The 24,124-nt window shown below is 72.7% G+C and carries 27 protein-coding genes and 1 pseudogene; 17 read left to right on the top strand and 11 right to left on the bottom strand.

What is annotated here, in order from left to right; translation table 11 throughout:
* Window positions 1-43 precede the first annotated feature (43 nt).
* Complete coding sequence (gene galT, locus ACFYS8_RS04110; RefSeq protein WP_387635415.1) at window positions 44-1,126, top strand: galactose-1-phosphate uridylyltransferase; 1,083 nt, start codon at window positions 44-46, stop codon at window positions 1,124-1,126.
* Window positions 1,127-1,192: 66 nt separating this feature from the next.
* On the opposite strand, the gene galK is transcribed toward galT, so the two are convergent.
* Window positions 1,193-2,338 carry a galactokinase gene (galK, locus tag ACFYS8_RS04105; protein WP_387635412.1) on the bottom strand — a complete coding sequence of 382 codons (1,146 nt, stop codon included), beginning with the start codon at window positions 2,336-2,338 and terminating at the stop codon, window positions 1,193-1,195.
* 132 nt (window positions 2,339-2,470) lie between these two features.
* Between galK and ACFYS8_RS04100 the strand changes: the two genes are divergently transcribed.
* The 4 genes and pseudogenes from ACFYS8_RS04100 to ACFYS8_RS04085 all read left to right on the top strand — a co-directional run.
* Window positions 2,471-3,253: a DeoR/GlpR family DNA-binding transcription regulator gene (locus tag ACFYS8_RS04100; RefSeq protein WP_387635410.1), complete on the top strand. Its 783-nt coding sequence runs from the start codon at window positions 2,471-2,473 to the stop codon at window positions 3,251-3,253.
* A gap of 123 nt (window positions 3,254-3,376) precedes the next feature.
* Window positions 3,377-3,604: a hypothetical protein gene (locus tag ACFYS8_RS04095; protein ID WP_387635407.1), complete on the top strand. Its 228-nt coding sequence runs from the start codon at window positions 3,377-3,379 to the stop codon at window positions 3,602-3,604.
* Entirely contained in the window at window positions 3,582-4,100 is a 519-nt protein-coding gene (locus tag ACFYS8_RS04090; protein WP_387635404.1) for a DUF6879 family protein, read from the top strand. The genes ACFYS8_RS04095 and ACFYS8_RS04090 overlap by 23 nt, the downstream gene beginning before the upstream one ends.
* A 2-nt stretch (window positions 4,101-4,102) precedes the next feature.
* Window positions 4,103-4,543: pseudogene (locus ACFYS8_RS04085) on the top strand (Scr1 family TA system antitoxin-like transcriptional regulator); the annotation flags it as partial.
* A gap of 132 nt (window positions 4,544-4,675) precedes the next feature.
* Here ACFYS8_RS04085 and ACFYS8_RS04080 read toward each other — a convergent pair.
* On the bottom strand, window positions 4,676-5,059 hold the full coding sequence (locus ACFYS8_RS04080; RefSeq protein ID WP_387636898.1) for a hypothetical protein: 384 nt from the start codon (window positions 5,057-5,059) through the stop codon (window positions 4,676-4,678).
* Window positions 5,060-5,199: 140 nt separating this feature from the next.
* Between ACFYS8_RS04080 and ACFYS8_RS04075 the strand changes: the two genes are divergently transcribed.
* The 3 genes from ACFYS8_RS04075 to ACFYS8_RS04065 all read left to right on the top strand — a co-directional run bounded on the left by ACFYS8_RS04075 (window position 5,200) and on the right by ACFYS8_RS04065 (window position 7,731).
* Window positions 5,200-5,727: a hypothetical protein gene (locus tag ACFYS8_RS04075; RefSeq protein WP_387635401.1), complete on the top strand. Its 528-nt coding sequence runs from the start codon at window positions 5,200-5,202 to the stop codon at window positions 5,725-5,727.
* A 79-nt stretch (window positions 5,728-5,806) separates the two neighbouring features.
* Window positions 5,807-7,075: a sensor histidine kinase gene (locus ACFYS8_RS04070; RefSeq protein WP_387635398.1), complete on the top strand. Its 1,269-nt coding sequence runs from the start codon at window positions 5,807-5,809 to the stop codon at window positions 7,073-7,075.
* A complete protein-coding gene (locus tag ACFYS8_RS04065; RefSeq protein WP_387635395.1) occupies window positions 7,060-7,731 on the top strand; it encodes a response regulator in 672 nt (223 codons plus the stop codon). The genes ACFYS8_RS04070 and ACFYS8_RS04065 overlap by 16 nt, the downstream gene beginning before the upstream one ends.
* A 152-nt stretch (window positions 7,732-7,883) precedes the next feature.
* Here the strand turns inward: ACFYS8_RS04065 and ACFYS8_RS04060 are convergent, their stop codons facing one another.
* The 3 genes from ACFYS8_RS04060 to ACFYS8_RS04050 form a co-directional block, all read right to left on the bottom strand.
* Window positions 7,884-8,261, bottom strand: coding sequence for a hypothetical protein (locus tag ACFYS8_RS04060; RefSeq protein ID WP_387635392.1), 378 nt, complete (start codon window positions 8,259-8,261; stop codon window positions 7,884-7,886).
* A 162-nt stretch (window positions 8,262-8,423) separates the two neighbouring features.
* Entirely contained in the window at window positions 8,424-9,599 is a 1,176-nt protein-coding gene (locus ACFYS8_RS04055; protein WP_387635390.1) for a glycosyltransferase family 4 protein, read from the bottom strand.
* A 47-nt stretch (window positions 9,600-9,646) separates the two neighbouring features.
* Window positions 9,647-11,227, bottom strand: coding sequence for a glycosyltransferase 87 family protein (locus ACFYS8_RS04050; protein ID WP_387635388.1), 1,581 nt, complete (start codon window positions 11,225-11,227; stop codon window positions 9,647-9,649).
* Between the two features lie 172 nt (window positions 11,228-11,399).
* On the opposite strand from ACFYS8_RS04050, the gene ACFYS8_RS04045 reads away from it, so the two are divergent.
* The 3 genes from ACFYS8_RS04045 to cutA all read left to right on the top strand — a co-directional run bounded on the left by ACFYS8_RS04045 (window position 11,400) and on the right by cutA (window position 13,942).
* Entirely contained in the window at window positions 11,400-12,269 is an 870-nt protein-coding gene (locus ACFYS8_RS04045) for a helix-turn-helix domain-containing protein (protein ID WP_387635386.1), read from the top strand.
* 234 nt (window positions 12,270-12,503) lie between these two features.
* Window positions 12,504-13,358 carry a carbohydrate-binding protein gene (locus ACFYS8_RS04040; RefSeq protein WP_387635383.1) on the top strand — a complete coding sequence of 285 codons (855 nt, stop codon included), beginning with the start codon at window positions 12,504-12,506 and terminating at the stop codon, window positions 13,356-13,358.
* Between the two features lie 254 nt (window positions 13,359-13,612).
* Complete coding sequence (gene cutA, locus ACFYS8_RS04035; RefSeq protein ID WP_387635380.1) at window positions 13,613-13,942, top strand: divalent-cation tolerance protein CutA; 330 nt, start codon at window positions 13,613-13,615, stop codon at window positions 13,940-13,942.
* A 31-nt stretch (window positions 13,943-13,973) separates the two neighbouring features.
* Here cutA and ACFYS8_RS04030 read toward each other — a convergent pair whose 3' ends face one another.
* On the bottom strand, window positions 13,974-14,615 hold the full coding sequence (locus tag ACFYS8_RS04030) for a hypothetical protein (protein ID WP_387635377.1): 642 nt from the start codon (window positions 14,613-14,615) through the stop codon (window positions 13,974-13,976).
* 186 nt (window positions 14,616-14,801) lie between these two features.
* On the opposite strand from ACFYS8_RS04030, the gene lepB reads away from it, so the two are divergent.
* The gene (gene lepB, locus ACFYS8_RS04025; protein WP_387635374.1) at window positions 14,802-15,500 is read left to right on the top strand and encodes a signal peptidase I; all 699 of its coding nucleotides are present in this window, start codon (window positions 14,802-14,804) and stop codon (window positions 15,498-15,500) included.
* A 10-nt stretch (window positions 15,501-15,510) separates the two neighbouring features.
* Entirely contained in the window at window positions 15,511-15,918 is a 408-nt protein-coding gene (locus ACFYS8_RS04020) for a DUF3224 domain-containing protein (RefSeq protein ID WP_387635372.1), read from the top strand.
* Between the two features lie 49 nt (window positions 15,919-15,967).
* On the opposite strand, the gene ACFYS8_RS04015 is transcribed toward ACFYS8_RS04020, so the two are convergent.
* Window positions 15,968-17,185, bottom strand: coding sequence for an aminotransferase class V-fold PLP-dependent enzyme (locus ACFYS8_RS04015; RefSeq protein ID WP_387635370.1), 1,218 nt, complete (start codon window positions 17,183-17,185; stop codon window positions 15,968-15,970).
* Between the two features lie 445 nt (window positions 17,186-17,630).
* Window positions 17,631-18,125 carry a GNAT family N-acetyltransferase gene (locus ACFYS8_RS04010; protein ID WP_387635367.1) on the bottom strand — a complete coding sequence of 165 codons (495 nt, stop codon included), beginning with the start codon at window positions 18,123-18,125 and terminating at the stop codon, window positions 17,631-17,633.
* A 75-nt stretch (window positions 18,126-18,200) separates the two neighbouring features.
* Between ACFYS8_RS04010 and ACFYS8_RS04005 the strand changes: the two genes are divergently transcribed.
* Window positions 18,201-18,944, top strand: a complete 744-nt coding sequence (locus ACFYS8_RS04005) for a dienelactone hydrolase family protein (RefSeq protein ID WP_387635364.1) — start codon at window positions 18,201-18,203, stop codon at window positions 18,942-18,944.
* Here ACFYS8_RS04005 and ACFYS8_RS04000 read toward each other — a convergent pair.
* Both ACFYS8_RS04000 and ACFYS8_RS03995 read right to left on the bottom strand, forming a co-directional pair.
* Window positions 18,939-19,106, bottom strand: coding sequence for a hypothetical protein (locus ACFYS8_RS04000; RefSeq protein ID WP_387635361.1), 168 nt, complete (start codon window positions 19,104-19,106; stop codon window positions 18,939-18,941). The two genes, ACFYS8_RS04005 and ACFYS8_RS04000, sit on opposite strands and share 6 nt — an antisense overlap.
* Window positions 19,107-19,115: 9 nt before the next feature.
* A complete protein-coding gene (locus ACFYS8_RS03995) occupies window positions 19,116-20,228 on the bottom strand; it encodes a hypothetical protein (protein WP_387635358.1) in 1,113 nt (370 codons plus the stop codon).
* A gap of 123 nt (window positions 20,229-20,351) precedes the next feature.
* Between ACFYS8_RS03995 and ACFYS8_RS03990 the strand changes: the two genes are divergently transcribed.
* On the top strand, window positions 20,352-21,629 hold the full coding sequence (locus ACFYS8_RS03990) for an MFS transporter (protein ID WP_387635355.1): 1,278 nt from the start codon (window positions 20,352-20,354) through the stop codon (window positions 21,627-21,629).
* 20 nt (window positions 21,630-21,649) lie between these two features.
* Here the strand turns inward: ACFYS8_RS03990 and ACFYS8_RS03985 are convergent, their stop codons facing one another.
* Window positions 21,650-22,675, bottom strand: a complete 1,026-nt coding sequence (locus ACFYS8_RS03985; protein WP_387635352.1) for an NlpC/P60 family protein — start codon at window positions 22,673-22,675, stop codon at window positions 21,650-21,652.
* 136 nt (window positions 22,676-22,811) lie between these two features.
* On the opposite strand from ACFYS8_RS03985, the gene ACFYS8_RS03980 reads away from it, so the two are divergent.
* Together ACFYS8_RS03980 and ACFYS8_RS03975 are read left to right on the top strand one after the other, a co-directional pair.
* Window positions 22,812-23,207, top strand: coding sequence for a BlaI/MecI/CopY family transcriptional regulator (locus ACFYS8_RS03980; RefSeq protein ID WP_387635350.1), 396 nt, complete (start codon window positions 22,812-22,814; stop codon window positions 23,205-23,207).
* On the top strand, window positions 23,204-24,106 hold the full coding sequence (locus ACFYS8_RS03975) for a M56 family metallopeptidase (protein ID WP_387635347.1): 903 nt from the start codon (window positions 23,204-23,206) through the stop codon (window positions 24,104-24,106). The genes ACFYS8_RS03980 and ACFYS8_RS03975 overlap by 4 nt, the downstream gene beginning before the upstream one ends.
* Window positions 24,107-24,124: the final 18 nt, after the last annotated feature.

Below are 24,124 nucleotides of genomic sequence, written 5' to 3'. Positions count from 1 at the left end.
GAAGATGTTTGATGTGATGGTCGAACCGAGAGGGAGCGCCGCCGTGCACAAGACGGTGACCAAGCTGGCCGACGGCCGCGAACTGGTCTACTACGACACCGAGCCCGCCGTGCGCGACGCGGTCGACGCGCGGCCGCTGGACCCGGCGGCCAGCGCCTCCGAAGTCCGGGTCGACCCGTTCACCGGCGACGCGGTCACCATCGCCGCGCACCGGCAGGGCCGCACCTACCACCCGCCGGCCGACGAATGCCCGCTCTGCCCGTCACGGGACGGCCGGCTCAGCGAAGTACCCGCCGCGGACTACCAGGTGGCGGTGTTCGAGAACCGCTTCCCGTCGCTGGCCGGCTCCTCCGCCGCACTCGTCACCCCCTGGTCGGACGGCCCGTACACGCTCACGCCCGGCACCGGACGGTGCGAGGTGGTCTGCTTCACCCCCGACCACGGCGCGTCCTTCGCCGACCTGACCGAACAGCAGGCCCGCCTGGTCCTCGACGCCTGGACCGACCGCACCGCCGAACTGCACACCCGCGCCGACGTCCGCCAGGTCTACTGCTTCGAGAACCGCGGCGCCGACATCGGCGTCACCCTCGGCCACCCGCACGGCCAGATCTACGCCCTCCCGTTCACCACCCCCCGCACCGCCCAGGCCATCGCCAAGGTCACCGAGTACGCACGCGCCACCGGCCGCAACCTGTACGACGACGTCCTCGCCGCCGAACGCGCCACCCTCGGCCACCCCGACACCCGTGTGGTCCTGACCGGCGACCACTGGACCGCATTCGTCCCGTTCGCCGCCCGCTGGCCCTACGAGGTGCACCTGTACCCCAACCGCCGGGTCGCCGACCTCACCGAACTCGACGAGCCGGCCCGCGCCGAATTCCCCCGGATCTACCTCGACCTGCTGCGCCGCTTCGACCGCCTCTTCCCCGAACCGGCCCCCTACATCGCCGCCTGGCACCAGTCGCCGCGCCCCGCCGAGGCCGAACTCGCCCTCCACCTCGAGCTGTTCACCATCCGCCGGACGGCCGGCAAGCTCAAGTACCTGGCCGGCACCGAATCCGGCATGGGCGCATTCATGAACGACATCCGCCCCGAGACCGCCGCCCGCACGCTGCGCGAGATCTAGGCTCTTCTTACGCGAAGCCCCGCCCGGGGAAGGGAAGTTCCCGGGCGGGGCTTCGTTCTCTGTTTCCTACTTGACGCGGTGGGCGCCCTGCGACGGGACCGCCGGGAACACGTACGGGTCGACGAACCCGGCCCCGGCGAACGCGGCGCGTACGGCCTGTTCGACGGCGTCCAGCCGGTCGGTGTCGACCAGGGCCAGCACCGAACCACCGAAGCCGCCGCCCATCATCCGGGCACCCAGCGCGCCGGCCGCGTTCGCGGCGGACACCGCCAGGTCGGTCTCCGGGCAGGACACCCGGTAGTCGTCGCGCAGCGAGGCGTGCCCCGCGGTCAGCACCGGGCCGAGCGCCCGCGGCTCGCCCGCGTCCAGCAGCCGGATGGTGTCCAGCACCCGCTGGTCCTCCGTCACCACGTGCCGCACCAGCGGCCGCAGTTCGGCGGGCAGCTTCTCCTCGGCCGCCGCCAGCTCCGCGATGCCGATGTCGCGCAGCGCCCGCACGCCCAGCAGCCCGGCCGCCCGCTCGCAGCCCGCCCGCAGGGCGGCGTACGCGCCGTCGCCCAGGTCGTGCTTGACCCGGGTGTCGATCACCAGCAGCGACAGGCCGACGGCGGGCAGGTCGAGCGGCACCTGGCGGCCGGTCAGCGTCCGGGTGTCCAGGAAGAACGCGTGACCGGCGACGCAGCAGCTGGACGCCATCTGGTCGAGCGCGCCGCACGGCACACCCACGAAGTCGTTCTCGGCGCGCTGGGCGAGCAGCGCCCGGGTCGGGGCGTCCAGGCCGAGACCGAACAGCTCGTCCAGGGCGATCGCGGTGGCGCACTCCAGCGCCGCCGAGGAGGACAGGCCCGCGCCGGTCGGCACGTCCGAGGTGAACGCCAGGTCCGCGCCGCCCACCGGGTGACCGGCCTGCGCCAGCGCCCAGAACACGCCCGCCGGGTACGCCGCCCAGCCCGGCACCGCGCCCGGCGCGAGGCCCTCGAGGTCCAGCTCGGTGACCTTCCCGTCGCCCTGCACGCTGGTCAGCCGGATCCGGCCGTCGGTGCGGCGGCGGGCCGCGACCCGGGTGGTGTGCGGGAGCGCCGCCGGCAGCACGAACCCCTCGTTGTAGTCAGTGTGTTCACCGATCACATTGATCCGGCCGGGCGCGGCCCACACGCCGTCGGGGGCGTCACCGTAGGCGGCGGCGAAGGCTTCGGCGGCGTCGGTGGTCATCGGGCAACTCCAGCGGGCAATCGCGGGTCTGGTGAGACAGTCAACACATTCAAACACACAGCACCAGACCCGAACAGCGTCCAACCCGTCGACTATGCTGGCGGCTCCCCAATCACCCCGGCGGAGGACCAAGTGACCGACGGCGTACTGCTCGCCGCCCAGCGACGAGCGCTGATCCTGGACCAGGTACGCCGGGACGGAGCCGTCAAGGTCGCCGAACTCGTCGACCGGCTCGGCGTCTCCGACATGACCGTCCGCCGCGACCTCGACGCCCTCGCCCGTACCGGCGCCGTCCGCAAGGTCTACGGCGGAGCCGTCGCCCGCACCGCCACAGCAGAAGAACCGGCCTTCGAAGCCAAGTCCGGCCTGGAGACCGACACCAAGGCCGCACTCGCCGAAGCCGCCGCCGCCCAGGTCCAGCCCGGCAGCGTGGTCGCCCTCTCGGCCGGCACCACCACCTACGCCGTCGCCACCCGCCTGCTCGACATTCCCGGCCTCACCGTCGTCACCAACTCCCTCCCCGTCGCCGAACTCCTCCGCACCCACACCGCCGAGGACGGCCCCGACCTCCTCCTCACCGGCGGCGCCCCCACCCGCTCCGCCGCACTCGTCGGCCCCCTCGCCGACCAGGCCATCCGCTCCCTGCACGTCGACCTCCTCATCATCGGCGCCCACGGAGTCAGCGAACACGCCGGCCTCACCACCCCCAACCTCGCCGAGGCCCAGACCAACCGCGCCCTCATCGCCTCCGCCCACCGCACCGTCGCGGTCGCCGACCACACCAAATGGGGCATCGTCGGCCTCAGCAGCTTCGCCGCCCTCACCGACCTCGACTGCTTCATCACCGACCACGAAATCCCGGCGGACGCCCGCGTCAGCCTCACCGAATCCTGCGGCGAGCTGCTGATCGTCTGAGCTCGCCGGCCAACACCAGGGTGTGCCCGGCGGGAGCAAGTTCGAGCAAGTTCATGGTGCGGTGGTGAGTTGCGCGGAAAGATTGTCCAAGGCGATCGGCTCCGACCTGCTGGGAGGCCCACCATGGCATTGCACAAGCTCGGACAAGACCCCAACAGCCCCGAAGGCAAGTCCCCGACGGTCTACTTCGACGACGCGACGGGCAACTACATCCTCCAGGGCTGGAAGGTGCTCGACCCGGAACGTCTCGCCCAGATGGACATCCCCGGGCACGAGACGGTGATCGAATTCCCCAGGCGCATGATGCAGTTCTTCCCGGAGGTGAACGGTGGCAGCAGCCCCATCGCTTGAGGATCTGCTGCGGACCTGTACCCGCTCGGCTCTCCACCTGGAGATGCGCGACGGATACATGCCGGACGACCCCTTGTTCCTCCGCTGGCTCGGCGGACAGCGCGACGACCCTGCCGACCGCCCGTCGTGGTGGAGCCCCTGGTTGCAGCTCATCGAGGAGACAACGAACCGCGGCGTTGAGGTGCTGCGCGCGCGGGTCGTCTCGGAACCGGTGAGTGAGTACATCCGGTTCGAGCACGAGATCACGTTCCGGAACCTCGCCGCCGGCGAACAGGTCAGGTGGCTTCCCCGTCGGAAGGCGACCGGCCTGGCACTTCCGGGCAACGACTTCTGGCTGATCGACGGACAACTCCTCCTGGTTCACCACTTCAGCGGTGACGGCGACTTCGTGGACGAGGACCTCATCACTGATCCGCAGACCGTGAAGCTCTGCGCCTCCGCCTTCGAGGCCGTCTGGGAACGGGCGGTCCCGCACGAGGACTTCCGGCTGCGCTGACTGTGTCCGCGTCATCCAGCGTTCAGCAAGCCAAGCAGGCCCTCGGCCAGCGTCTGCGCGACATCCGGCGAGACTCCGGACTCAGCGCACGGGCGCTGGCCGAAGCTGCTGGGTGGCACGAATCCAAATGTTCCAAGATCCAGAGCGGCCGGGTGATGCCCTCCGAGGCCGACCTGCGCACCTGGACCGCCATCTGCGGCGTCCCGCACCAGGCCGCCGACCTCATCGCGACGGCCCGGAACATCGAGGGAATGTACGTCGAGTGGCGACGCCTGGAGCGCGCCGGCCTCAAACGGGCTCAGGAGTCCGTACGCCCACTGTTCGGGCGCACTCGACGGTTCCGGATGTACCAGTCGTGGGTCATCCCCGGCCTTCTCCAGACAGCGGCCTACACACGCGAAGTGTTGAGCACGATCGTCTCGTTGCGCAGCACTCCCGACGATGTCGACGAAGCAAGTTCGTCGACCGCGCACCTCGCTGCTCCCCACCGTCTCCGAATGTCAACCAGACGCCCTCGCGAAGGCGGTGAAGTATCTGATCTGCCGTGTCCCGTTGCTGAGCCGGGCTCGACCGGCTCAGCTCAGGAACGCAACCACCAGCGGGTCCGACTTCGGCGCGATGTAGTCGCAGGTCGAGGGTTCGGCGTGCCAGTGATGGCTTGCATCCGCCTCGGCGGCGAAGCCCTCGATGTTGTCGGTGAGGAGGTCGAGAGCTTCCCGTCCTCCCTCGATCCGCAGGATCTGGCCGTCCGTGACGATCGAAACGGTGTCGCGCTCCGGATCCTCCCGGAACGCGATCCCGGACAGCGACCGCTCGTAGGGAGAGGGGTCCCGGCTCTCCGAGAGATCGCAGCTTCCGGCCTTCCCTCGCAGCAACTGCCCGAGCGCCAGGAGCCCTTGGCGCGTCCCGGAGAGTTCGAGCTCTCTGGTCTTCCCGCTGTACAGAACCTGCAACGTCATGCCCCCTCCGACCTGCTGATCGTACCGATCACCAGGTGGGATCGTCCTGCCGGTCCTCGGCCCCGGTCGGGTCCGAGGAGTTTGCTCGACGTTGCGGACCGGGTCACGGGCTGGTGGCTGCCCGTGATCGAATAAGGGGTATGGGGGACGAACGAAAGCACTACGGGCCGCTGGAAAATCTCGACGGACGCTGGGCCGTGGGGGATTCCACGCTGCTGGGCGGCCGCTGGGTGGAACTGCGGGCGGACGGCATGGTGCTGCACGTCGGTGACGCCGAGGGTGAGTTGATCGACTGGTCCCGGGTGACGTCCGGGATCCGCATCCAGGTCGGGCGCTTCGCGCGAGGAGGCGGCGACGCGGCCGGTGGTGGGTTCGACTACCCGTGGCCGTCGAAGCGGCCCGGTATCGGCTATCTCTTCCTGACCCTCCGCGACCCGGACGAGAGCCGCAGGCTGACCTTCAACCGGCATCCGGAGCAGTACAAGAGCGAAGAGGTGCTGCTGGCCGCCGAGTTGATGGCCTCAACGGTCGCCGCCGGTGAGGCCCACCGCCTCGGTGATCCGGAGTGGCTCGACCGGGCGGTCACCCGGGTGGCGGGTATCACGGGGTGGACGATGCGTTCGGTGCCTGCGGAGTTGGTGAAGGAAGCCCTGGAGCGCGAGGACTGACGGGCCCGGCGGTCCGGTTGCCGTCGTGCCTGGTCCGGCTGGGTAGAGTCGGGTGCGAACGGCAAGGGGAGGCGCGCGGATGGACGTCGCGGTGTGGGCGGCGGTGCGGCGGCGGCCCCTGGGGTTCTTGGTGTCCGGGTGGCCGTGGCGGGTCTGGGCGTTGTTGGTGAGCGGTGCGGTGCAGGGTGTGCTGGTGCTGCTGGTGCTGGCCGTTGGGGTGGTGGCGGGGGTCGCGCTGTCGGTGGTCGGGGTCGGGCTGCTGGTTCTGGCCGGGACGGCCGTTCTCGGGGTGCCGGTCGGGGCGGTGGAACGTCGACGGCTGCGGCTGGTCGAGCCGGATCAACTCGCCGATCCGCACCGGACGGTGGCGCGGCGTTGGCTTCGCACCCGGCTGCGCGAGCGGGCGACCTGGCGTGAACTCGGGTACGCCGCAGTGCAGTCGACGGTCTTCACCGCTGTCGGGCTGGTCTTCGCGGCGGGGATCGGGTTCAGTCTGCTCCTGCTGGCCGCGCCGCTGTTCATCTGGGCGGTGAGCCCGGACACCGTGATGCTGCTGCCCGGACGGGCGGTCTCGGGGCCGGTGGACGGGCTCGCGGCCAGCGCCGTCGGGCTGCTCGGACTGGTGGTCGCGGCGTACAGCGGTGCGCTGGTGGCCGGTGCGCAAGTCAGGCTCGCCAGGCTGCTGTTGGGCCTCCGCGACGAGGACCTCGGGGCGCAGGTGGTCGAACTCACCCGCTCCCGGGCCCGGTTGGCGGACGCGTTCGAGGCCGAGCGGCGCCGCATCGAGCGAGACCTGCACGACGGAGCGCAGCAGCAACTCGTCGCCCTCGGCATGACGTTGGGCCTGGCCGAACTCGAACTGCGCGGCCAGGACACTCCCGCCGCCGCACTCGTCACCCGGGCCCGCGGCGAGGCGCGCCTCGCGCTCGACCAGCTCCGCACCCTGGTCCGCGGGATCCACCCGCAGGTGCTCACCGATTACGGACTCCCGGCCGCCGTCGCCGAGTTGGCGCTGCGCCATCCGGTGCCCGTGCTGATCGATCTCGACCTGCCGCACCGGCTGCCCGGCCCGGTGGAGAGTGCCGCGTACTTCACCGTCACCGAGGCGCTCACCAACGCCGCCAAGCACAGTGACGCCGACGAGATCGCCGTCCACGGCACGCTGGACGGTGACATCCTGGTGCTGTCCGTCACCGACAACGGCCGCGGCGGCGCCGACCCCGCCACCGGCGCCGGCCTGCAGGGCCTCGCCGACCGGGTGGCCATCCTGAAAGGACGCCTGACCGTGACCAGCCCCACCGGAGGGCCGACCCGCCTGCGCCTGGAGGTGCCGTGCTCCGGATCGTGATCGCCGAGGACGCCGTCCTGCTCCGGGCCGGCCTCGTCGAACTCCTCACCCGGCTCGGCCACCACGTCATCGCCTCCGTCGGCGACGCCGAACAGCTGATCCGCGCCGTCGACGAGGACCGCCCCGACATCGTCGTCACCGACGTGCGGATGCCCCCCGAACACCGCGACGAGGGCCTGCGCGCCGCGCTCCACCTGCGCGAACGCCACCCCGGCCTCCCCGTCCTGGTGCTCTCCCAGTACGTCGCCACCGCCTACGCGACCCGCCTGCTCGGCGCCGCCACAGCGGACCAGGGCGGCCTCGGCTACCTGCTCAAGGACCGCGTCATGGACGTCGCCGACTTCACCGACGCGCTCGAACGCGTCGCCGCCGGCCGGACCGTCATCGACCCCGAGGTCGTCCGCATCCTGCTCGCCCACCGCACCGCCGACGACCCGCTGCGCCGCCTCACCCCGCGCGAACACGAAGTCCTCGCGCTGATGGCCGAGGGCTTCAACAACCAGACCATCGCCCAGCGCCTGACCGTCACCGAAGCCTCCGTGGTCAAACACGCCGGCAACATCTTCATGAAACTCGACCTCGACCCCACCGAGGGCAACCGCCGCGTCCTCGCCGTCCTGGCCTACCGCGACCGCGAAGGAGTCGACACTGCCTGACGCATCCGGCTGCGGCGTACGCACTCACCATCCGTACGGCGGAGGCATCGATGTTCTGCCGACCCGCCCCGGACGTTGGCCGAGGAGTCCGCACAAGACTCCTGAGAATGACACTGGCGACCCAGGCACGGAACGGGCGAGGCCGACCGCGCTCAGGCTGCGGCGACGCCGGGGTCCTCGTCCTCGTCGCCGTCATCTGAGGAGCCGCCCCGTTCGTAGCCCGTAACGGGGACAACGCGTCCGTCAGCAAGGGTCCTCGTGTGCCCCGCTACCCGGTGCTTGACGGGGGATGTCCGTGGCTCGTTCACAGCCGCGGGGTCGGCGACCCACCCGGCGTCCTCGGCGTCTTCGGCGTCCTCGGTGGCGTTCTGTTCCTCTGCCTGCTTGGCGACCACGACAATGATGGTCAGGGCCGCGACCCCCAGGGCGGCACCGGCGGCGAGGATCTTCCCTCTGTGCTTCCCGTACAGGTTCTTTGCCTTCGCAGCGAAGGAAGTTGGCTCGCCGTCCTCGGGCGTGGAGTCATTCACCCACACACATCTACCGGAACATCCCGCTCCTGTCAGGAAATCACCCGACATCGCCGGGGCGGGACGCGGTCGGTGATCCGGCTCGACGGCAGCCGGTTCGCGGTGGACGCGGCCAAGGGGCTCGGAGACTCTTCACACTGGAGATGGTGTTCCGGTTCCACCTCACATGCCAGGCGGCTGCTTCGCGCCGGGCATCTCCGGCTGGCGGGCCGTCGCTTCACCGGCGAGGAGGGCGTTCAGGTGGGCGGCGGAAGCGTCCCAGGACCACGCCTGCTGGACCCAGTTGCGGCCGGCGCGGCCGAACTCGCGGGCGTGGGACGGGTCTTCGAGGTAGGAGGCGATGGCGTCGGCGATGACGGAGACGTCGCGGCCGTCCACGACGAGGCCGGTGCGGTGGGGGAGGACGGCGTCCGGGGCGCCGCCCGAGTGTCCGGCCACGACCGGGAGTTCGGCGGCGGAGGCCTCCAGGAAGACGATGCCGAGACCCTCCGCCTCCAGGCCCGCGCGGCGGGTTCGGCACGGCATCGCGAAGACGTCGGCGGCCGCGTAGAACCGGGCGGTGTCGGCGTGGCGGTGGCCGCCCGCGAAGAACACCGCGCCCGGGGCGTGACGTTCGGCCAGGCCGCGCAGGCGGGCCTCGTCCGGGCCCTGACCGACCAGCAGAAGGGTGGTGCCCCGGACGCGGCGGCGGATCAGCGGAAGGGCGCGGATCAGCATGTCCTGCCCCTTGCGGGGTACCAGCCGGGCCACGCACAGCACCACCGGGGCGTCCCAGAGGCCGAGTTGCTCGCGTATCGTCCGGCGCGCGGTGGGTGAGGGGCGGAACAGCGCCGGATCGACGCCCGGGACCAGCCGTTCAAGCGTCGCCTTCGGTCCCAGCGCGGGGCCGATCCGCCGCCGGGTGTACTCGCCGAGGTACGTGACGACGTCGCAGTGCGTGCCGATCCGCCGCAACAGGCTCCGGGCCCCGGGCGTCCGGGCCCACCAGATCTCGTGCCCGTGCGTGGTGGCCACCAGCCGTTCCACACCGCCGCGCCGCAACGCCGGCGCCATCGCCGCGAGCGGGGCCGCCGCCCCGAACCACACCCGGTCACACCCGTGCGCCCGCGCGATCTCCACCGCCCGCCGCGAGACCCGCCCCGTGGGCAGCAGCATCCGCGACCGATCCCGAACCACCGGGAACGGCAACGTCGCGTCGTACGCCTCCGCGCCCGGCTCGGCCGAGGTGTAGACGACCACGTCGTGGTTCGGCACCCGGACGGCCATTGCGTGGACGAAGGTCTCGATGCCGCCCTGCCTGGGTGGGAAGTCGTTGGTGACGATCAGGGTGGTGGGCATGGGTGCCTCGCAGGGGAGTTGAGAGGGGTGGAGGGGAGGGGCGGTGGTCAGGAGTGGCGGCCGGCGGCCACCGGTTCGCGGGAGGTGGGGCGAGCGGTCGGCGAGTCGTTGGTCGCGAGCGGCGCCGGCCGGCGGACTGCGTTCTGCGGGACGGGAGTTGACGTGCCACCGCCGGACGGTCGGCCGGAGGCGAGGCGGGTGAAGACGGCCAGGAACAGTGGCAGCGCCAGGTACCCGAAGCGTCCGGCCGGTGCGAGCAGGAACGCCACGGACAGCCCGACCGCCAGGCGGTCGGCGGCGGCCACCGCCGTGGTGGGCGGGCGGCGGACCAGGGACACGGCCACCGCGCCCCCGCCGAGCAGGAGCAGGGCGAGTGCCAGCCACCAACCACCAGCGCCGAGTTGGGCGAGCAGGCGTCCCGGCAGGGGGCTCGCGGCGGGGGTACGCCAGTCGCCGAGGCCGAGCGGGAACTCGAACACCTGGCGCACCATCGGGCCGGGCGCCAGCACCAGCCACGGCGCCACCAGCGCGGTGGTGACCGTCACCGCGACACCGGCGCAGCGCCGGGCGGCCCGTCGTCCGGCCACGGCCCCGAGCAGGGCGACGGCCGCCGGAACGGCCGGCCAGGCCGTCCACTTCATCGCGCACGCCAGCGCCAAGGCGAGCCCGGCACCACCCGAATGCCGCCGCGACGCGAGGGCGAGCGCCAGGCAGAGCAGGCCAGTCATCGGCAGATCGACCCCGCTCACCGTCAGCGGCAACGCCACCACGGGCGAGGCCGCCAATGCGACTGCGCCAGGCGCCAACGACGGCCGGACGACGGGAGGTTGAGGGGCAGGGTACCCGTCCCCGGCCGAGGTGCCCGGTGCGAGGGGAGCCCGGCTGAGCTGCCGCGTGGCGGTCCGCCCCGTGATCCGGCGACCAGGTGATCCTGCCATCGGCGCCAACGAGGTCCGGACGACGGGAAGTTGAGAGGAAGGAGACCCGCCTCCGGTTGAGGTACCTGGTGCGAAGGGAGCCCGGCCGAGCCACCGCAGGGCGGACAGCCCCGTGATCAGGCCGCCGGGTGATCCCGCCAACGGACGCCGGGCAGCCGGAAGTTGAGCGCCGGTCCGTGGCCGCCCCCGGCGCAGCACCTGCCACCCACCCCCCGCCGTCGCCAGGAACGCCACCGCGCACCACAGCCGCGGGTCGCCGAGCGCGGCACCCGCGCCGAGCAGCCCTCGCGGCAGGCCGAAGGTGGCCATGGCGGGCAGGTAGGGCGTCAGGTCCAGGACGGAGGCGGGGGACTCGAGGTACGGCGAGCCGTGGGCCAGCAGCTCCGTGCCGGCCCGGCCGATCACCGTGACTTCGCTCTGGCCCTCGCCCGAGCGGACGGCCAGCAGCAGGGGGAGCAGCCCGGAGACTCCGAGTGCCAGCAGAGCGGAGGGCAGACGGAAGTCGCGCCGCGGCAGCAGGACGAGGACGGCGGCCAGCAGGTAGCCGACGGCCGCGACGGTGCCCCAGTCGCGGTGCGGGCCGAGTGGGGAGACCACCGGGAAGGCGGCGGCCCAGGCCGCGCAGAGCAGCCAGCCGGCGGGCCACAACCAGCGGCGGTTCCAGCGAAGTTGGCGCGGAGGAGTGATCACCCGTCCATTTCAGTCGGCGGACCGGGAGGCGTCAGCGGGGCCAGGTCGAGACTTGATGGTCGACTTTTCCCTACCTGTCACCGGGGGCCAGCACCCGGCGACGGAAGGCGCCGCCGGCTGCGATGGTCTGGACCACTGGACGGTTCGAGGGGAGTCCGCGCACACTGGCGCGATGACGCTCCGACCGCCCGCCGGCCTGGAACTGCACGACCTGGACGTGCCCGATCCCGGGTTGCTGCCGTTCGCCGCCGGTAGTTTCGACTCCATCGGGCCGCTCTCCAAAGCGGACTTCCCGCACCGGCACTCGTTCTACGAACTGGTCTACGTGACCAAGGGGAGCGGGACGCACATCGTCGATCTCACGGAGTACCGGATCGAGCCGCCGGTGCTGTACGTGGTGCTGCCGGGGCAGGTGCACCACTGGGCGCGGGCGCGGCAACTCGACGGCTGGGTACTGCTGTTCAACGAGGACTTCCTGCACCGGCACCCGGAGGACCTGGCCCTGCTGCGGTCGCTGGCCGGTGCCACCGCGTCCCGGCCCACCCGCCAGGGGCACGGCGAACTCTCCCGGCTGCTGGCCGAGTTGAGCGCGGAGTACCGGGCCGGCCTGGACGGCGGGCTGGGGGTGCTGCAGGCGTTGCTGCACGTCCTGCTGGTGCGGGCACTGCGGGTGGCGCGGCAGCGCGAGGGTGCGGACGGGGTGCTGGTGCCGCGGGCGCCGGTGCATCCGCTGATGGACCGGTTCGCCCGGCTGATCGCGGAGGCGGATCGGGCGGACCGCTCGGTGCTCGCGCTGGCCCGTGAACTGGGCGTCTCCGCAGGGTACTTGCACGAGGTGGTGAAGGACTCCACCGGCCGCACCCCGGCCCGGCTGATCCGCGAGCAGCAGACCCTGGAGGCAAAACGGCTGCTCGCCACAACAGACATGACGGTCCGTCAGGTCGCGATGGCGGCCGGATTCTCCGACCCGGCGTACTTCTGCCGCTTCTTCCGGCGCGAAGTCGGCCGCACGCCGGGGGAGTTCCGGGAGCGGTCCGCATGACCGGCGTGCACCGTCAACACAACCGGCGTGCACCGTCAACGATGGGTAAAGCTCGGCTGAGGAATGCACCACGTCCGGCGGCCCCCGTCCATCGACGGCCCGCCCGGCAGGGCCTAGCGTCTGTGGCACCCCACAGCGTCGCCGCGCGGGAACACCCGACCTCTCCAGGTGTCATGTCCCTCCCAGGGGGGATCCGCGCGGGCGGCGTCCGACGAAGCAGCCGAACGGAGAGCCATGTCCACCCCCCACAACCCCCTTGGCGACCGTCAGATCAGTCGCAAGAGCCTGCTCAAGGCGGCTGCCCTCGCGGGCGCCGTGCCGGTGCTGATCGGTGGCGGAACCGCCCTGGCCCGCGACACCGCCGCCGCCGGCGGAACGGCCCCGCTCACCCCCAACTGCCACGACGGCGACGCGCCCACCGGCGAGCAGATCGAGGGCCCCTACTTCAAGCCGGGCTCCCCGCTGCGCACCAACCTGGTCACCTCCGGCACCCCCGGGGTCCCGCTGACCGTCAGTGGCTACGTGTTCGGCCGCAACTGCGCCCCCATCTCCGGCGCGCTGCTGGACTTCTGGCAGGCCGACACCAACGGCACCTACGACAACAGCGGGTACACCTTCCGCGGCCACCAGTTCAGCGACGCCAACGGCGCGTACACGCTGACCACGATCGTCCCCGGCCTCTACCCCGGCCGCACCCGGCACATCCACGTCAAGGTGCAGGCCCCCGGGCAGCCGATCCTCACCACGCAGCTGTACTTCCCGAACGAGCCGCGCAACGCCACCGACAGCATCTTCGACCCGGCGCTGGTGATGACGGTCCAGCAGGTCGGCAACGGGCGCCAGGCCAGCTTCGACTTCGTGCTCAACGTCAACGGGACGCCCAGGCCGAGCAGCAGCCCGACCGGCAACTCGCCCAGCCCGAGCCCGAGTTCCTCCCCGGGCGGGACCACCACCTGGCAGGCCGGCGCCAGCTACAAGGTCGGCGACCAGGTCACCTACAACGGCGTCACGTACGTCTGCATCCAGGCGCACACCGCCTTCGCCGGCTGGGAGCCCCCGAACGTCCCCGCCCTCTGGACCCGCCGCTGACCGCGCCCACCCCCACGAGGGGCGGTCAGCGGCGACAGCCGCCCCAGGTGGCTGACAGCCAACCGAAGCGGCGGCGCGGCCCGCACTCCCGGGAGGGGAAAACCGGGAGTGCGGCCGTCGACCGTCAAGCGCCATGGCGGCCCGAGCGCGGGGTGCCCGAGCCGCCATGGCGCGTCACGGCCGGAGACACCGGCCGCCGAAGCCACCACCCGAAGCAACCCAGTGCCTCCCTCCCGCCCCCGTAGGCTCGGCCCATGACCGAGCCCCAGCACCTGGTGGTCACCACCACCCACGAGGACGAGGACACCGCCCGCGCCCTCGCCACCACCCTGGTCCGCGAACGTCTCGCCGCCTGCGCCCAGGTCCACGCCATCCGCTCCGTGTACTGGTGGGACGGCGAGCTCCAGGACGCCACCGAGTGGCGCATCGACCTCAAGACCAGGGCCCCGCTCGCCCAGCAACTCATCGACCGGATCGGCGAGTTGCACCCGTACGACACCCCGGAGGCGATCGCCGTACCGATCACCGCCGGGGCGCCCGGCTACCTGGCCTGGCTGGACGCGGAGACTGCCGCGGCCGGTTGAAGCGGTCGCGGTGCGCCGCGCCGGTACCGCCTTACAGTGGCTCGCTGTGCCAGCGCTCGAAGGTGCGGCGGTCGTGCCCGGGCAGGTCGGCGCGGCCGGTGGACCAGAGCAGGGTGGGCCACCGGTCGGTGTCGGCGGGTGCTTCGGGGAACAGCCGGGCCAGTGCGCGGTCGCACAGGTCGGCGGGCGGGTTCCAGGGCAGGCCGAGGGCGGCGGCCACGTCGTGGGTGTGCACCAGGGTCTCCACCACGCCCATCGCCGCGAAACCCTCCGGGTCCGACACCCCGTAGGAGTGGAACGCGCGGACCTGCGGAGCCGCTGTCCGGACCATGGCCGCCAGCAGCCCACCGCCGGCGTCCAGCGCCTGCAACAGGCCCGCGGGGCCGACGGCGCGGTCCACGAAGATCACGCTCGCTGGTCCTTCCGGACGGTCGCGCTGCCAGCGCAGCGGCACGTAATCGTCCAACGGAGGCCGGGCGGGCGCGAGTTGGGCCGCGTAGGCGAACAGCCCGTCCGCCAGGTGCTCCAGGGTCTCCCAGCAGTCCCACTCCAGCCCGAAGGCTGTGGTCCGCCAGTCCGCGGTGAGCGCGTCCGTCAGGGTCGCGAGCGCGAGTCGGACGGCCTGGTCGACGTCGGCCGCCGCGACCGGCGTCCGCGAAGGGCGAGAGTCCATCAACGATGCGGGATCCAGGTGGTGTTGTGACATGGACGCACACTAACCGAGGTCCCTCGGCCTCCCGGGCTGGCGCCTCGGACTTGCCGAGGTGCGCAGTGGGCTGATCCCGCCCGCTACACTCCCGAACGCCCGGACGAATCTGCCCGGGCGTTCGGCAGGTTCGGCACGGCGGCGGGTGCGTAAATGCGGGGATGGGGCAAGCTCGGCAAGGTGGCGCTGATCCTGGGGATCCTGGGCGCGCTGCTGGCGACCGGCGCGGTCGGGTACGGGATCCACCTCGGGCCCCGGCGGGTCGTGATCAGCTCCGGGGCGATGAAGCCCACCTACCAGCCCGGCCAGGTCGTGGTGGTGACGGCCGTCAAGCCCGAGCAGGTCAGGCGCGGGGACGTGGTGGTCCTCCGCTACGCCATTGAACCCGGTTCGCCGGCCGTCGCCGTCCCGAAGCGGGTGGTCGCCCTCGGCGGCGACCACATCTCCCAATGCGGCGACCAGCCCGTGCAGTTGAACGGCGCACCGCTCGACGAGCCGTACCTGCGGGGCGAGGACGTCAACGGTTACCGCGGGGAGGTCAACGGTTACCGCTGCTTCGACACCACTGTCCCCGACGGCCGGATGTTCGTGATGGGCGACGCCCGGGCGAACTCGATCGACTCCCGGACGTGGGGCCCCGTCCCGCTCGCCACGGTCGAATCCCGCGACCAGCCCGGCACCGTCCGCGCCATGGCGGCCGTCGGCGCGGCGGGCCTGCTCGGCCTGCTGGTCCTGGTGGCGGCCGCGATCCTCGGCGTAGTGGCCCGTCGCCGGCGTCGTCCCGAGACCGTCGAGTACCCGGCCTGGGCAGTGGATACCGCCGGGAGCGGCACTGTCGGTGATGGGCCCTAACATCGCACCCATGCGAGCATCAGGAACCTTCACCGTCCCCGAGTTCACCCCCGCGCCCGTCCCGGAGGGCGACATCAAGACCGCCGTCGGCGTCGGCGTCGCCACCATGCGCAAGGAGTTCCGGGGTGAGATCGAGGGCCGCTCCAGCACGCTGTTCACCTCGGCGTTCGACCACGCGGCCGGCGTCGGGACGTACCTCGCCATGGAGTCCTTCGCGGGCCAACTGCACGACGCCGAAGGGACGTTCAACTTCGCGCACTCCGCCACCACGCTGGGCGCGGGCCGCGAGGGCGAATACTTCGTGATCGTCCCCGGCAGCGGCACCGCCGGGCTGGCGGGCATCACCGGCACCGGCGGCATCGTCATCGACGAGGACGGCACCCACCGGATCCACCTGGACTACGAACTCCCTTCCTAGCCCCGGCCGGTGGACCCGCGCTGCGCACTCCGCGCGGGTCCGGTCGGGCCTACTGGCGGTGCTTCGCGGCCCAGGCGCACAGCACCGGGACGCACTCCTCGGCGAAGTACTCGTAGTCCGCGGCGGTGTTGTACACGTGCGTGGAGAGCCGGAAGTAGCCCGTCCCGCCGAAGCTGGTGAACGCCGCCTCGACCCCGAACTCCGTTGCCAGCCGGTCGCGGAGGCCGTCCGCCTCCAGCCGGGTCCGCCCCATTCCGGCGGGCAGCTTGACCAGCCGCAGCGCGTTGACCGGCATGCCGACCTCCGCCGCGGCCGACTCCCCGGTGGCGGCGGTGAACGCCTCGCCGATCAACTGCTGGGCGTAGTCGGCGAGTTCGGTCATGTAGTCGCGAGCTTGCGGCCAACCCCACTGCTCCGCAACGAAGTCGAGCGCGGTCGGCGCGGCGAGATAGCTCGTCGCGTCCACCGTGCCCTGGGTGTCGAAACGCTCCGGGAACGGCTCCTCCGCACCCCAGGAGTCGATCAACGGGTAGAGCGCGTGCCGGAGTTCGCCCCGCGCGACGAGCGCGGCCGTGCCGCGCGGCGCGCAGCCGAACTTGTGCAGGTTGCCGACCCAGGCGTCGCAGTCCAGGCCCGCCCGCGGATCCGCCAGCAGGCCGGGGACGTGCGCGGCGTCCACCAGCAGCGGGATGCCGCGCTCACGGGCGGCCGGGCCGATCAGGTCGATCGGGAGACGGCGCGCGGTGGCGGAGGTGATCTGGTCCAGCACGATCAGCGCCGTCCGGTCGCCGATCCCCGCCAGCACCGCCGCCGCGGCCTCCTCCGGCCCCGCCGCCAACGGCACGTGCACCGTTCGCACCGAGCCGCCCCAGCGCCGGGCCAGCCGGGCCGCGCCCATGGTGACCGCCCCGTACCCGTGGTCGGTGACCAGCACCTCCCCGCCCGGCCGGTGCGGCAGGCTGTTGTACACCGCGCTCGCGCCCGCACTGGCGTTCGGCACCAGGGCGGTGAACTCGGCCGGGGCGCCCAGGAATTCGGCGATCACGGCACGCGCCCGGGCGACCCGCCGGGGGAGCGCCGGGAACCACACCACCGGGGCGCGCTCCATCTCGTCCCGCAGGTCCTGCTGCGCGCGCTGCGCGGCCAGCGGAACCGCCCCGAACGAACCATGGTTGAGATGCCGCAACGACGGATCCAGCGACCAGCCGGCCGCGGCCGGCCGCCCGTCCTGGAGCAGCAGCGGCTTGGGGGCGACGACGGTTCCCACAGTCCCTCTCCGATCCGGCCGCCGACGTCCTGACCCGGGAGCGGCCTGTCGCCACGATGCTGACACAGTGCCCGCCGGGCCCGACACGCGGGCTGCCCTGGCCCGTTCGGGTGGCTTCCCGTTGCGCCGTCCGGATGCGGCCGAGCGGGTGCCGCATGCTGATCGGACCCGACCCGCCCCGTCCCACGGGTGGGCCGCCGATCGAGAACGAGGATTCCCGCATGTTCCAGAAGTCCCAGCCGCCGGCCATCCCCGCCCCGCGCCGCCCGCTCGGCACCGTGCGCCCGCCCGCCCGGACACCCCGGCCGCCGCGCACCCGCCGCGAGCGCTGACCGCTCGGCCCCACTGACCGGCCCGCCCCCGGCCGACCCGTCTCCCGCGGCCGGGGCCGGGCCACCAAACCGCCGCCCGCGGCCGGCCCGCCGAGCCGTCGCCCGCGGCCAGGCTACGGCTCGATCACCCAGTGGTTCGTCCGCAGCACCCGCCCGGCGAACACCACCTCGCGATCCCCGAGGAGCTCGAATCCGAGCGAGCGGCAGAGTGCGTTCGACGCGCCGTTCGTCGCCCCCGGGAACGCGTGCACCCGGCCCCAACGCCCGTCCGCCCCGGCCGCTTCGAGCACCTCGCCGACCGCCCGCTTGGCCAGCCCGCGGCCCTGGAACTCCGGCAGCACCATCCACCCGATCTCGGTGATCCGTTCGCCGTCCTCCTCGTGCGGCCACAGCGTCACCGTCCCGGCGACCACCTCCGGCCCGGCGCCGTCCGGCACGATCATCCGGACCCACCAGTCGTCCGCCGCCGTCCGCTCCACATCCAGCCGGACCTTGTCGGCCATGCCCTCGGCCGGCAGCGGCCCGCCCAACTCGGCCATCATCGCCGGGTCGCACCGCATCCGGACGTACGCCTCGACATCCCCCGGCTCGACATTGCGCAACCGCATCCCCATGCACCCTTCCGCTCTGCCCGCAGCTAAGACCGTACCGACCGGGCCCGACGGTCCGTACAGTCCGATCGCATGACGACGGTCACCACTCGCACGGTCCACTACCCCGCCGACGGCCTGACCATGGTCGGCCACCTCGCGCTGCCCGCCGGCGCCGGCCGCCGGCCCGCGGTGCTGATCGGCCCCGAAGGCCCCGGCCTGAGCGACTTCCAGCGCGGCCTGGCCGACGCGCTCGCCGAACTCGGCTACGTGGCACTGCTGTTCGACATCAACGGCGGACGCTGGTTCACCGACCCGCAGGAGATGCTGGCCCGCGCCCTCCCGTTGCTCGCCGACCCCGAGCGGATGCGGGAGATCGGCCGGGCCGGCCTCGACGTGCTGCTCGCCGAACCGCGCACCGACCCCGAGCGGATCGCCGCCATCGGCTACGGCACCGGCGGCGCCATCGCCCTCGAACTCGGCCGCGCCGGAATCCCGTTGCGCGCCATCGGCACGCTCAACGCCGTCACCACCGGCCGCCCCGGCGAGTCTGCGAACATCCCCTGCCCGGTCTGGGCGGGCGTCGGCTCGGAGGACCCGATCATGTCCGCCGACCGGCGCGAGGCCTTCACCGCCGAAATGCAGGAGGCGGGCGTCGACTGGCGTCTGACCGTCTACGGCGGCGCCCAGCACGCCTTCCACCACCCCACCGTCAACGCCGTCGTACTGTCCGGCGTCGGCCACCACCCCCGTCAGGCCGACCGCGCCTGGCGCGACATGCTCGCCCTGCTGGCCGAATGCCTGCCCGTCACGGAGTCGGGCGATTCCGGCTCATGAGTGTTTGAGGAAGCGCAGGTAGCACGCGAGGAACACCAGCACGAGGCCGACGTTCACCAGCAGCCGGGGCCAGAAGTGGTCCCGGAAGAACGCGAAGTCCACCCCGACGATCAGGCCGACCATCGCCAGCACGTAGAGCAGCAGGCCCAGCTGTCTTCCCATGCTTCCTTTCTACTGCGCCGGGCCGCGCGGGGGGAGGGCAGGCTCCGAGCGGTCCCGGAACGCCGGGTAGCCGGGCAGCTCGGGCACGTCCCACCCCGCGGCGATCTCGGAGAGCAACAGCCGCAGGGTGGCAGTGAAGGCCGGGTACCCCGGCAGGTCGAGCGCGCTCGTCCAGCGGTGCCGCAGCACCTGGCGGCGGGTGGGCACCGGCCGCCGGGTGCGGTGCGTCCACCCGTCCTCGGGCAGCGAGCGGCGCAGCAGGTGCACCGTCGTGTCGACCGTCCAGACCACCACCGCCTGTGCCATCCCGGCCTGCCAGTGCGTCTCCTCGGCCAGTTCCGGATACTGCGTCACCACCTCGGACCGGTAGGCCTCCTCGATCCGCGGGGCCAGGTCGGCCGGCAGCCGGTGGACGCACCAGCAGCTGGAGAACGGCATCCGGCAGTAGGCGGCGGTGAGGAAGACCGACTGGTAGCCGGCCGCCTCGAAGTCGATCAGCCGCAGGCCTTCCGCGGTGATCAGGTTGTTGTCGGGGCAGGTGTCCCCGGGGGTGAAGCCGGGGTACCGCTCGCCGCCGGCGGTGCCGATCGCGGTGAGCTCCTCGGCGAGCCCGGGCGGGGCGGTCAGGCCGCACTCGGTGAGCAGGTCGAGGAAGGCGTCGACGTTCTGCAGCTGCCACGGCTCGTCCTCCCAGCTCGGCAGGCCCTGGGTGTGCTGCTGCCAGAGAGCCGCGAACTCGGCGCGCCGCGGCAGCGAACGGGCCGCCAGCCGGCCCAGGCCGCGTGCCCACTCCAGCAGGCCGCGCTCGGCGGCCTTCGGATCGGTGCCCAGCAACAGGTCCGCCAGGGTGGGCGCGTCCCCGAGGTCCGCCATCACCAGCAGCCGCCGCTCGACGTCCGCGGCGAGCAACTCCGGTCCGGCCAGGCCGAGTGAGAGCCCGGCCGTCTCGCCGGTGTAGGCGCGCCGTGCCTCGGGCCCGTCGGCGAACGCCTTGACGATCACGCTGCCGCCGGTGGCCGTCCGGCAGCGCAGTACGGTGCTCCGCGAGCTGCCGCCGAGATCGACAGGGTCCCGGAGGGGCTGGCCCAGCAGCGCGCCCGCGGCGCGGATGATCTCGTCCACCCCGGCATCCTGCCAGCGCGCAGGTCCGGGCTCGACCCGATTTCGGTCCGGCTGTAGTTTCCCCAGGCGCTCCGCCGCGCCGTCCGTCCCCGCCCAGCCGTGATCAACGCCCAGGAGTACCACGTGAGTCAGACCGGAACGCTGTCCCCCGATGACCTTCAGGAGGCCACCACCCCCGACCGTCGGCCCTGGCTGGTGCGACGAGGGTTACTCCTCGAGTCCGGCCCCCAGCGCAGGCTGGCACTCGGGGGCTTCATCAACCAGCTCGGCACCGCGGCCTTCCTGGCCACGGCGCCGCTGTACGCCCTGCGGGTGATCGGCCTGCCGATCGGTCAGGTCGGCCTCGGCCTCGGGGTTGCCGGAGTGGTCGGCCTGCTCGCCGGCCCGCCCGTCGGGCACCTCGCCGACCGGCGCGGCCCGCACGGCGTCTTCCTGGTCACCCTGCTGATCCAGGCCGTGGCCATGGTGTCGCTGCTGTTCGCCCACTCGTTCGTGGCGTTCATGGTGGCGGTGGCGGTGACCGACCTGGCCGGTGCCTCGGGGGGTGCGGCGCGCGGCCCGATGATCCGCCGGTTCGGCGGTGACGAGGTGCCGAAGTTCCGCTCCTACCTGCGCTCGGTCGCCTTCCTGGCCAGCACCTTCGGCGCGCTGGCCGCCGGTGCGGTGATCCAGCTCGACTCCGGCTCCGCCTACCGGGCGCTCATCCTCGCCAACGCCCTGACCTTCGTCGGCTGCGCGGCCGTCGTGCTCCGGCTGCCCAGGCTGGAGCCGCTGCCGGCCTCGACCGGGTCGGACCGGTGGCTCGCGCTGAAGGACAGGCCGTACATGGCGTTCGTCGTGCTGGACGGCGTCCTGTGGATCCAGGGCGAGGTGGTGACCTACGCGCTGCCGCTGTGGGTGGTCCTGCACACCCACGCACCGCGCTGGTTCACCGGCGTCGCGCTCGCCGTCAACACCGTGATGGTGGTCCTCCTGCAGATCCGCACCAGCCGCGGTATCAAGGGCGGCCAGGTCGCCGGCCGGGCCACCCGGCGCGCCGGGCTGGCGTTCCTGGTCGGCATGGCGGTCATCGCGATGGCCCCGGGCCTGCCCGGCTGGGCCGCCGCGGCGATCATGACGGCCGGCGTCGCCGTCCATACCGTGGGTTCGCTGTGGCACGCGGCCGGGTCGATGGAGCTGCGGTTCCGGCTGGCCCCCGCACACGCGCAGGGACAGTACTCCGGCGTGTTCGGCATCGGCATGGGTCTCTGCTACACCGTCGCCCCCGGTCTGCTCGGCCTGCTCTGCCTGAGCTGGGGCGCCCCCGGCTGGCTGGTCATGGGCGGCGTCTTCGTCGCGGCCGGCCTGGCCATGCCGTTCGTGGTCCGGTGGGCCGGACAGTCCCGGGAACTCAACAGCTGACCGCGCGCACTCGGGCCCGGTCAGGGGCGGACGGCGCCCATGTACGGCATCACGTCCATGTCGACGATCTCGATGTTCTTGCCGGTGCGTGGGGCGTGCAGGAGCTTGCCGTTGCCGATGTAGATGCCGACGTGGTGCAGGTCGTTGTAGTAGAAGAGCAGGTCGCCGGGCTGGATGTCGGCCTTCGCGATGCGCTTGCCCGCGTTCCACTGGTCCTGCGAGACCCGGGGGAGGCCGACGCCGCCGGCCCGGAAGGCGGCCTGGGTGAGGCCCGAGCAGTCGAAGGAGTTGGGGCCGGTGGCGCCCCAGCCGTAGGGCTTGCCGATCTGGGCGTAGGCGAAGTCCAGGATCGCCTTGACCTGGCCGGTGGCGGGGCCGGTGTAGGTCTGGCCGCGGGCCGAACTGCGGGACGCGGCCTGGTTGTTGTCGCCGAGGACGCGGGCCCGGTCGGCGGCCTTGAGGCCGGCCAGGACGCGGCTCGCCTCGGCCAGGTTCTTTTGCACCTCGGTCTTCTTCGCCGCCATGGCGCTGCGGGCCTGCTCCAACTCGGCCAGCTTGTCGGCGGTTTCGGCCCGGTCCTGGTTCATCGACTGCTGGAGCCGCAGCGCGCTGCGCAGCGCGTCGGCCTGCTGTTCGCCGGCCATGTCCTGGAGTCCGGCCCGGCTCAGGTACTCGTCGGGGGAGGAGCTGAGCATCAGCTGCATGCTCGGGTCGATGCCGCCGCCGCGGTACTGGTCGGCGGCCAACGCGCCCAGGGTTTCCTGGAATTTCAGGATCTTCTCCTGCTGTTCGGCCAGCCGGTCCTGCAACTTCCCGGCCTGGTCCTGGAGTTGCTTGGCCCGCTCGTCCACCTTGTTGTACTGCTCGGTGGCCGCCTCGGCGTCCTCGTACAGGGCGTCGACCTTCGCCTTGACCTGGTCGGTGTTGCCGGTGCCGGGTTCGGCCCAGGCCGTGGTGGTGGGCAGCAGGACGGCGGCGCCGGCCGCCGCGCCGAGGACGGCCGTCCTGGTGCGTCCGGCGGGCCGGGGGCGGCGGTGCGTTCCCATCGCTGCGTCTCTCCTCAGAACTCCGGGGGCTGAACTACGAGACAACTTAGTAGTTCAGTAGAAGGACCGGCAAGCCATCCCGCGCCCACTACGATGAGCCGGACCACCCGGTGACCCGAAAAAGGACGGAACGGCAGTGCGCAGACTCGGCGACCTGGAGGCGGAGATCATGGACCGCCTGTGGACCTGGGACCGCCCCGCCACCGTCCGCGAGATCGTCGACGACCTCAACCGCTCCCGGCCACTCGCGTACACCACCGTGATGACGGTCGCCGACATCCTGTACCGCAAGGGCATGCTGCGCCGCGAGAAGTCCGGCCGGGCCTGGAACTACCGGCCCACCTGCACCCGCGAGGCGTACAGCGCCGCCCTGATGCGCGACGTCCTCGGCGAGAGCCCCAACCCCACCGGTGCCCTCGCCCACCTGGTCGAACAGCTCACCCCGGCCGAACTCGACGCGCTGCGCGCCGCCATCGACTCCGTCGACCGCGACCAGCCGGGCGGCAACGGCGCACCCGGGAGCGGCCGGTGACCGCCGCGTTCGCGCTGTTCGGGTACGCGCTGCTGGTCGGCGTGCTCGCCCCGCTGCCACTGGCCAGGGCGCGCTGGACGCACCGCGCGCCCCGGCTGGCCGTCGCGCTCTGGCAGGGGCTGGCGCTGTCCTTCCTCACCGCACTGGTGCTGGCCGTCCACCACGTGGCCGTCCCGGGCGGCCACCTGCACCTCGGGCTGGTCGGCCTGATGCACCTGTGCGGCGTCGACCACCCCGCCGGGCCGACGCTCGACAGCGGCTGGCGGCTGCTGCTGCCCGCCGCGGCCGCGCTGTGGCCGCTCGGTCGGTTCGCCGCCGTGCTGGCCCGCGCCGCCCGGCACCGGCGCCGCCACCGCACGGTGCTCGACCTGGTCGCCGCCCGCGACCCGCGGCTCGGCGCGCACGTCCTCGACCACCACATCCCCGCCGCGTACTGCCTGCCCGGCCGCCGCTCCCGGATCGTGCTCACCCGCGGCGCCCTCGACGTCCTGACGGACGCTCAACTCGCCGCCGTCCTCGCCCACGAGCGCGCCCACGTCACCGGCCGCCACCACCTGGCCCGCACCGCCGCGGACGCGCTCGCCGCCGCGTTCCCGTTCCTCCCGCTGGCCCGCCTCGCCGCCCGGGAGACCCCGCTGCTGCTGGAGATGGCCGCCGACGACCGGGCCGTGCGCCGCCACCCGCGCGCCGTGCTCGCCGCCGCCATGTACCGGGTGGCCGGCGGCCAGGTCCCGCAGGCCGCGTTCGCCGCCGGCGGCCCCGCCGCGCTGCTCCGGGTCCGCCGCCTGCTCGCCCCCGCCACCGCCCCGCACCCCGCGCTGCGCGCCGCCGCCGCGCTCACCACGGCTGCCGCGCCCGTCCTGCCGCTGCTGTTCACCTGCGGTCCGGTGCTGCCCTGAACGCGGGGAAGCCGCTGC

Source organism: Kitasatospora sp. NPDC004615 (genome assembly GCF_042873545.1).
Classification (GTDB): Bacteria; Actinomycetota; Actinomycetes; order Streptomycetales; family Streptomycetaceae; genus Kitasatospora.
The sequence above is the reverse complement of the archived record's forward strand: the minus strand, read 5'-3'. Positions and strand labels throughout refer to the sequence as shown.

Bases quoted from the DNA above. Each gene is read 5' to 3' on its own strand.
- galK (WP_387635412.1), bottom strand. From the start codon at position 2,338: ATGACCACCGACGCCGCCGAAGCCTTCGCCGCCGCCTACGGTGACGCC.
- ACFYS8_RS04095 (WP_387635407.1), top strand. From the start codon at position 3,377: ATGGCATTGCACAAGCTCGGACAAGACCCCAACAGCCCCGAAGGCAAG.
- ACFYS8_RS04080 (WP_387636898.1), bottom strand. From the start codon at position 5,059: ATGACGTTGCAGGTTCTGTACAGCGGGAAGACCAGAGAGCTCGAACTC.
- ACFYS8_RS04075 (WP_387635401.1), top strand. From the start codon at position 5,200: ATGGGGGACGAACGAAAGCACTACGGGCCGCTGGAAAATCTCGACGGA.
- ACFYS8_RS04070 (WP_387635398.1), top strand. From the start codon at position 5,807: ATGGACGTCGCGGTGTGGGCGGCGGTGCGGCGGCGGCCCCTGGGGTTC.
- ACFYS8_RS04055 (WP_387635390.1), bottom strand. From the start codon at position 9,599: ATGCCCACCACCCTGATCGTCACCAACGACTTCCCACCCAGGCAGGGC.
- ACFYS8_RS04045 (WP_387635386.1), top strand. From the start codon at position 11,400: ATGACGCTCCGACCGCCCGCCGGCCTGGAACTGCACGACCTGGACGTG.
- ACFYS8_RS04040 (WP_387635383.1), top strand. From the start codon at position 12,504: ATGTCCACCCCCCACAACCCCCTTGGCGACCGTCAGATCAGTCGCAAG.
- cutA (WP_387635380.1), top strand. From the start codon at position 13,613: ATGACCGAGCCCCAGCACCTGGTGGTCACCACCACCCACGAGGACGAG.
- ACFYS8_RS04030 (WP_387635377.1), bottom strand. From the start codon at position 14,615: ATGGACTCTCGCCCTTCGCGGACGCCGGTCGCGGCGGCCGACGTCGAC.
- lepB (WP_387635374.1), top strand. From the start codon at position 14,802: ATGCGGGGATGGGGCAAGCTCGGCAAGGTGGCGCTGATCCTGGGGATC.
- ACFYS8_RS04020 (WP_387635372.1), top strand. From the start codon at position 15,511: ATGCGAGCATCAGGAACCTTCACCGTCCCCGAGTTCACCCCCGCGCCC.
- ACFYS8_RS04010 (WP_387635367.1), bottom strand. From the start codon at position 18,125: ATGCGGTTGCGCAATGTCGAGCCGGGGGATGTCGAGGCGTACGTCCGG.
- ACFYS8_RS04005 (WP_387635364.1), top strand. From the start codon at position 18,201: ATGACGACGGTCACCACTCGCACGGTCCACTACCCCGCCGACGGCCTG.
- ACFYS8_RS04000 (WP_387635361.1), bottom strand. From the start codon at position 19,106: ATGGGAAGACAGCTGGGCCTGCTGCTCTACGTGCTGGCGATGGTCGGC.
- ACFYS8_RS03985 (WP_387635352.1), bottom strand. From the start codon at position 22,675: ATGGGAACGCACCGCCGCCCCCGGCCCGCCGGACGCACCAGGACGGCC.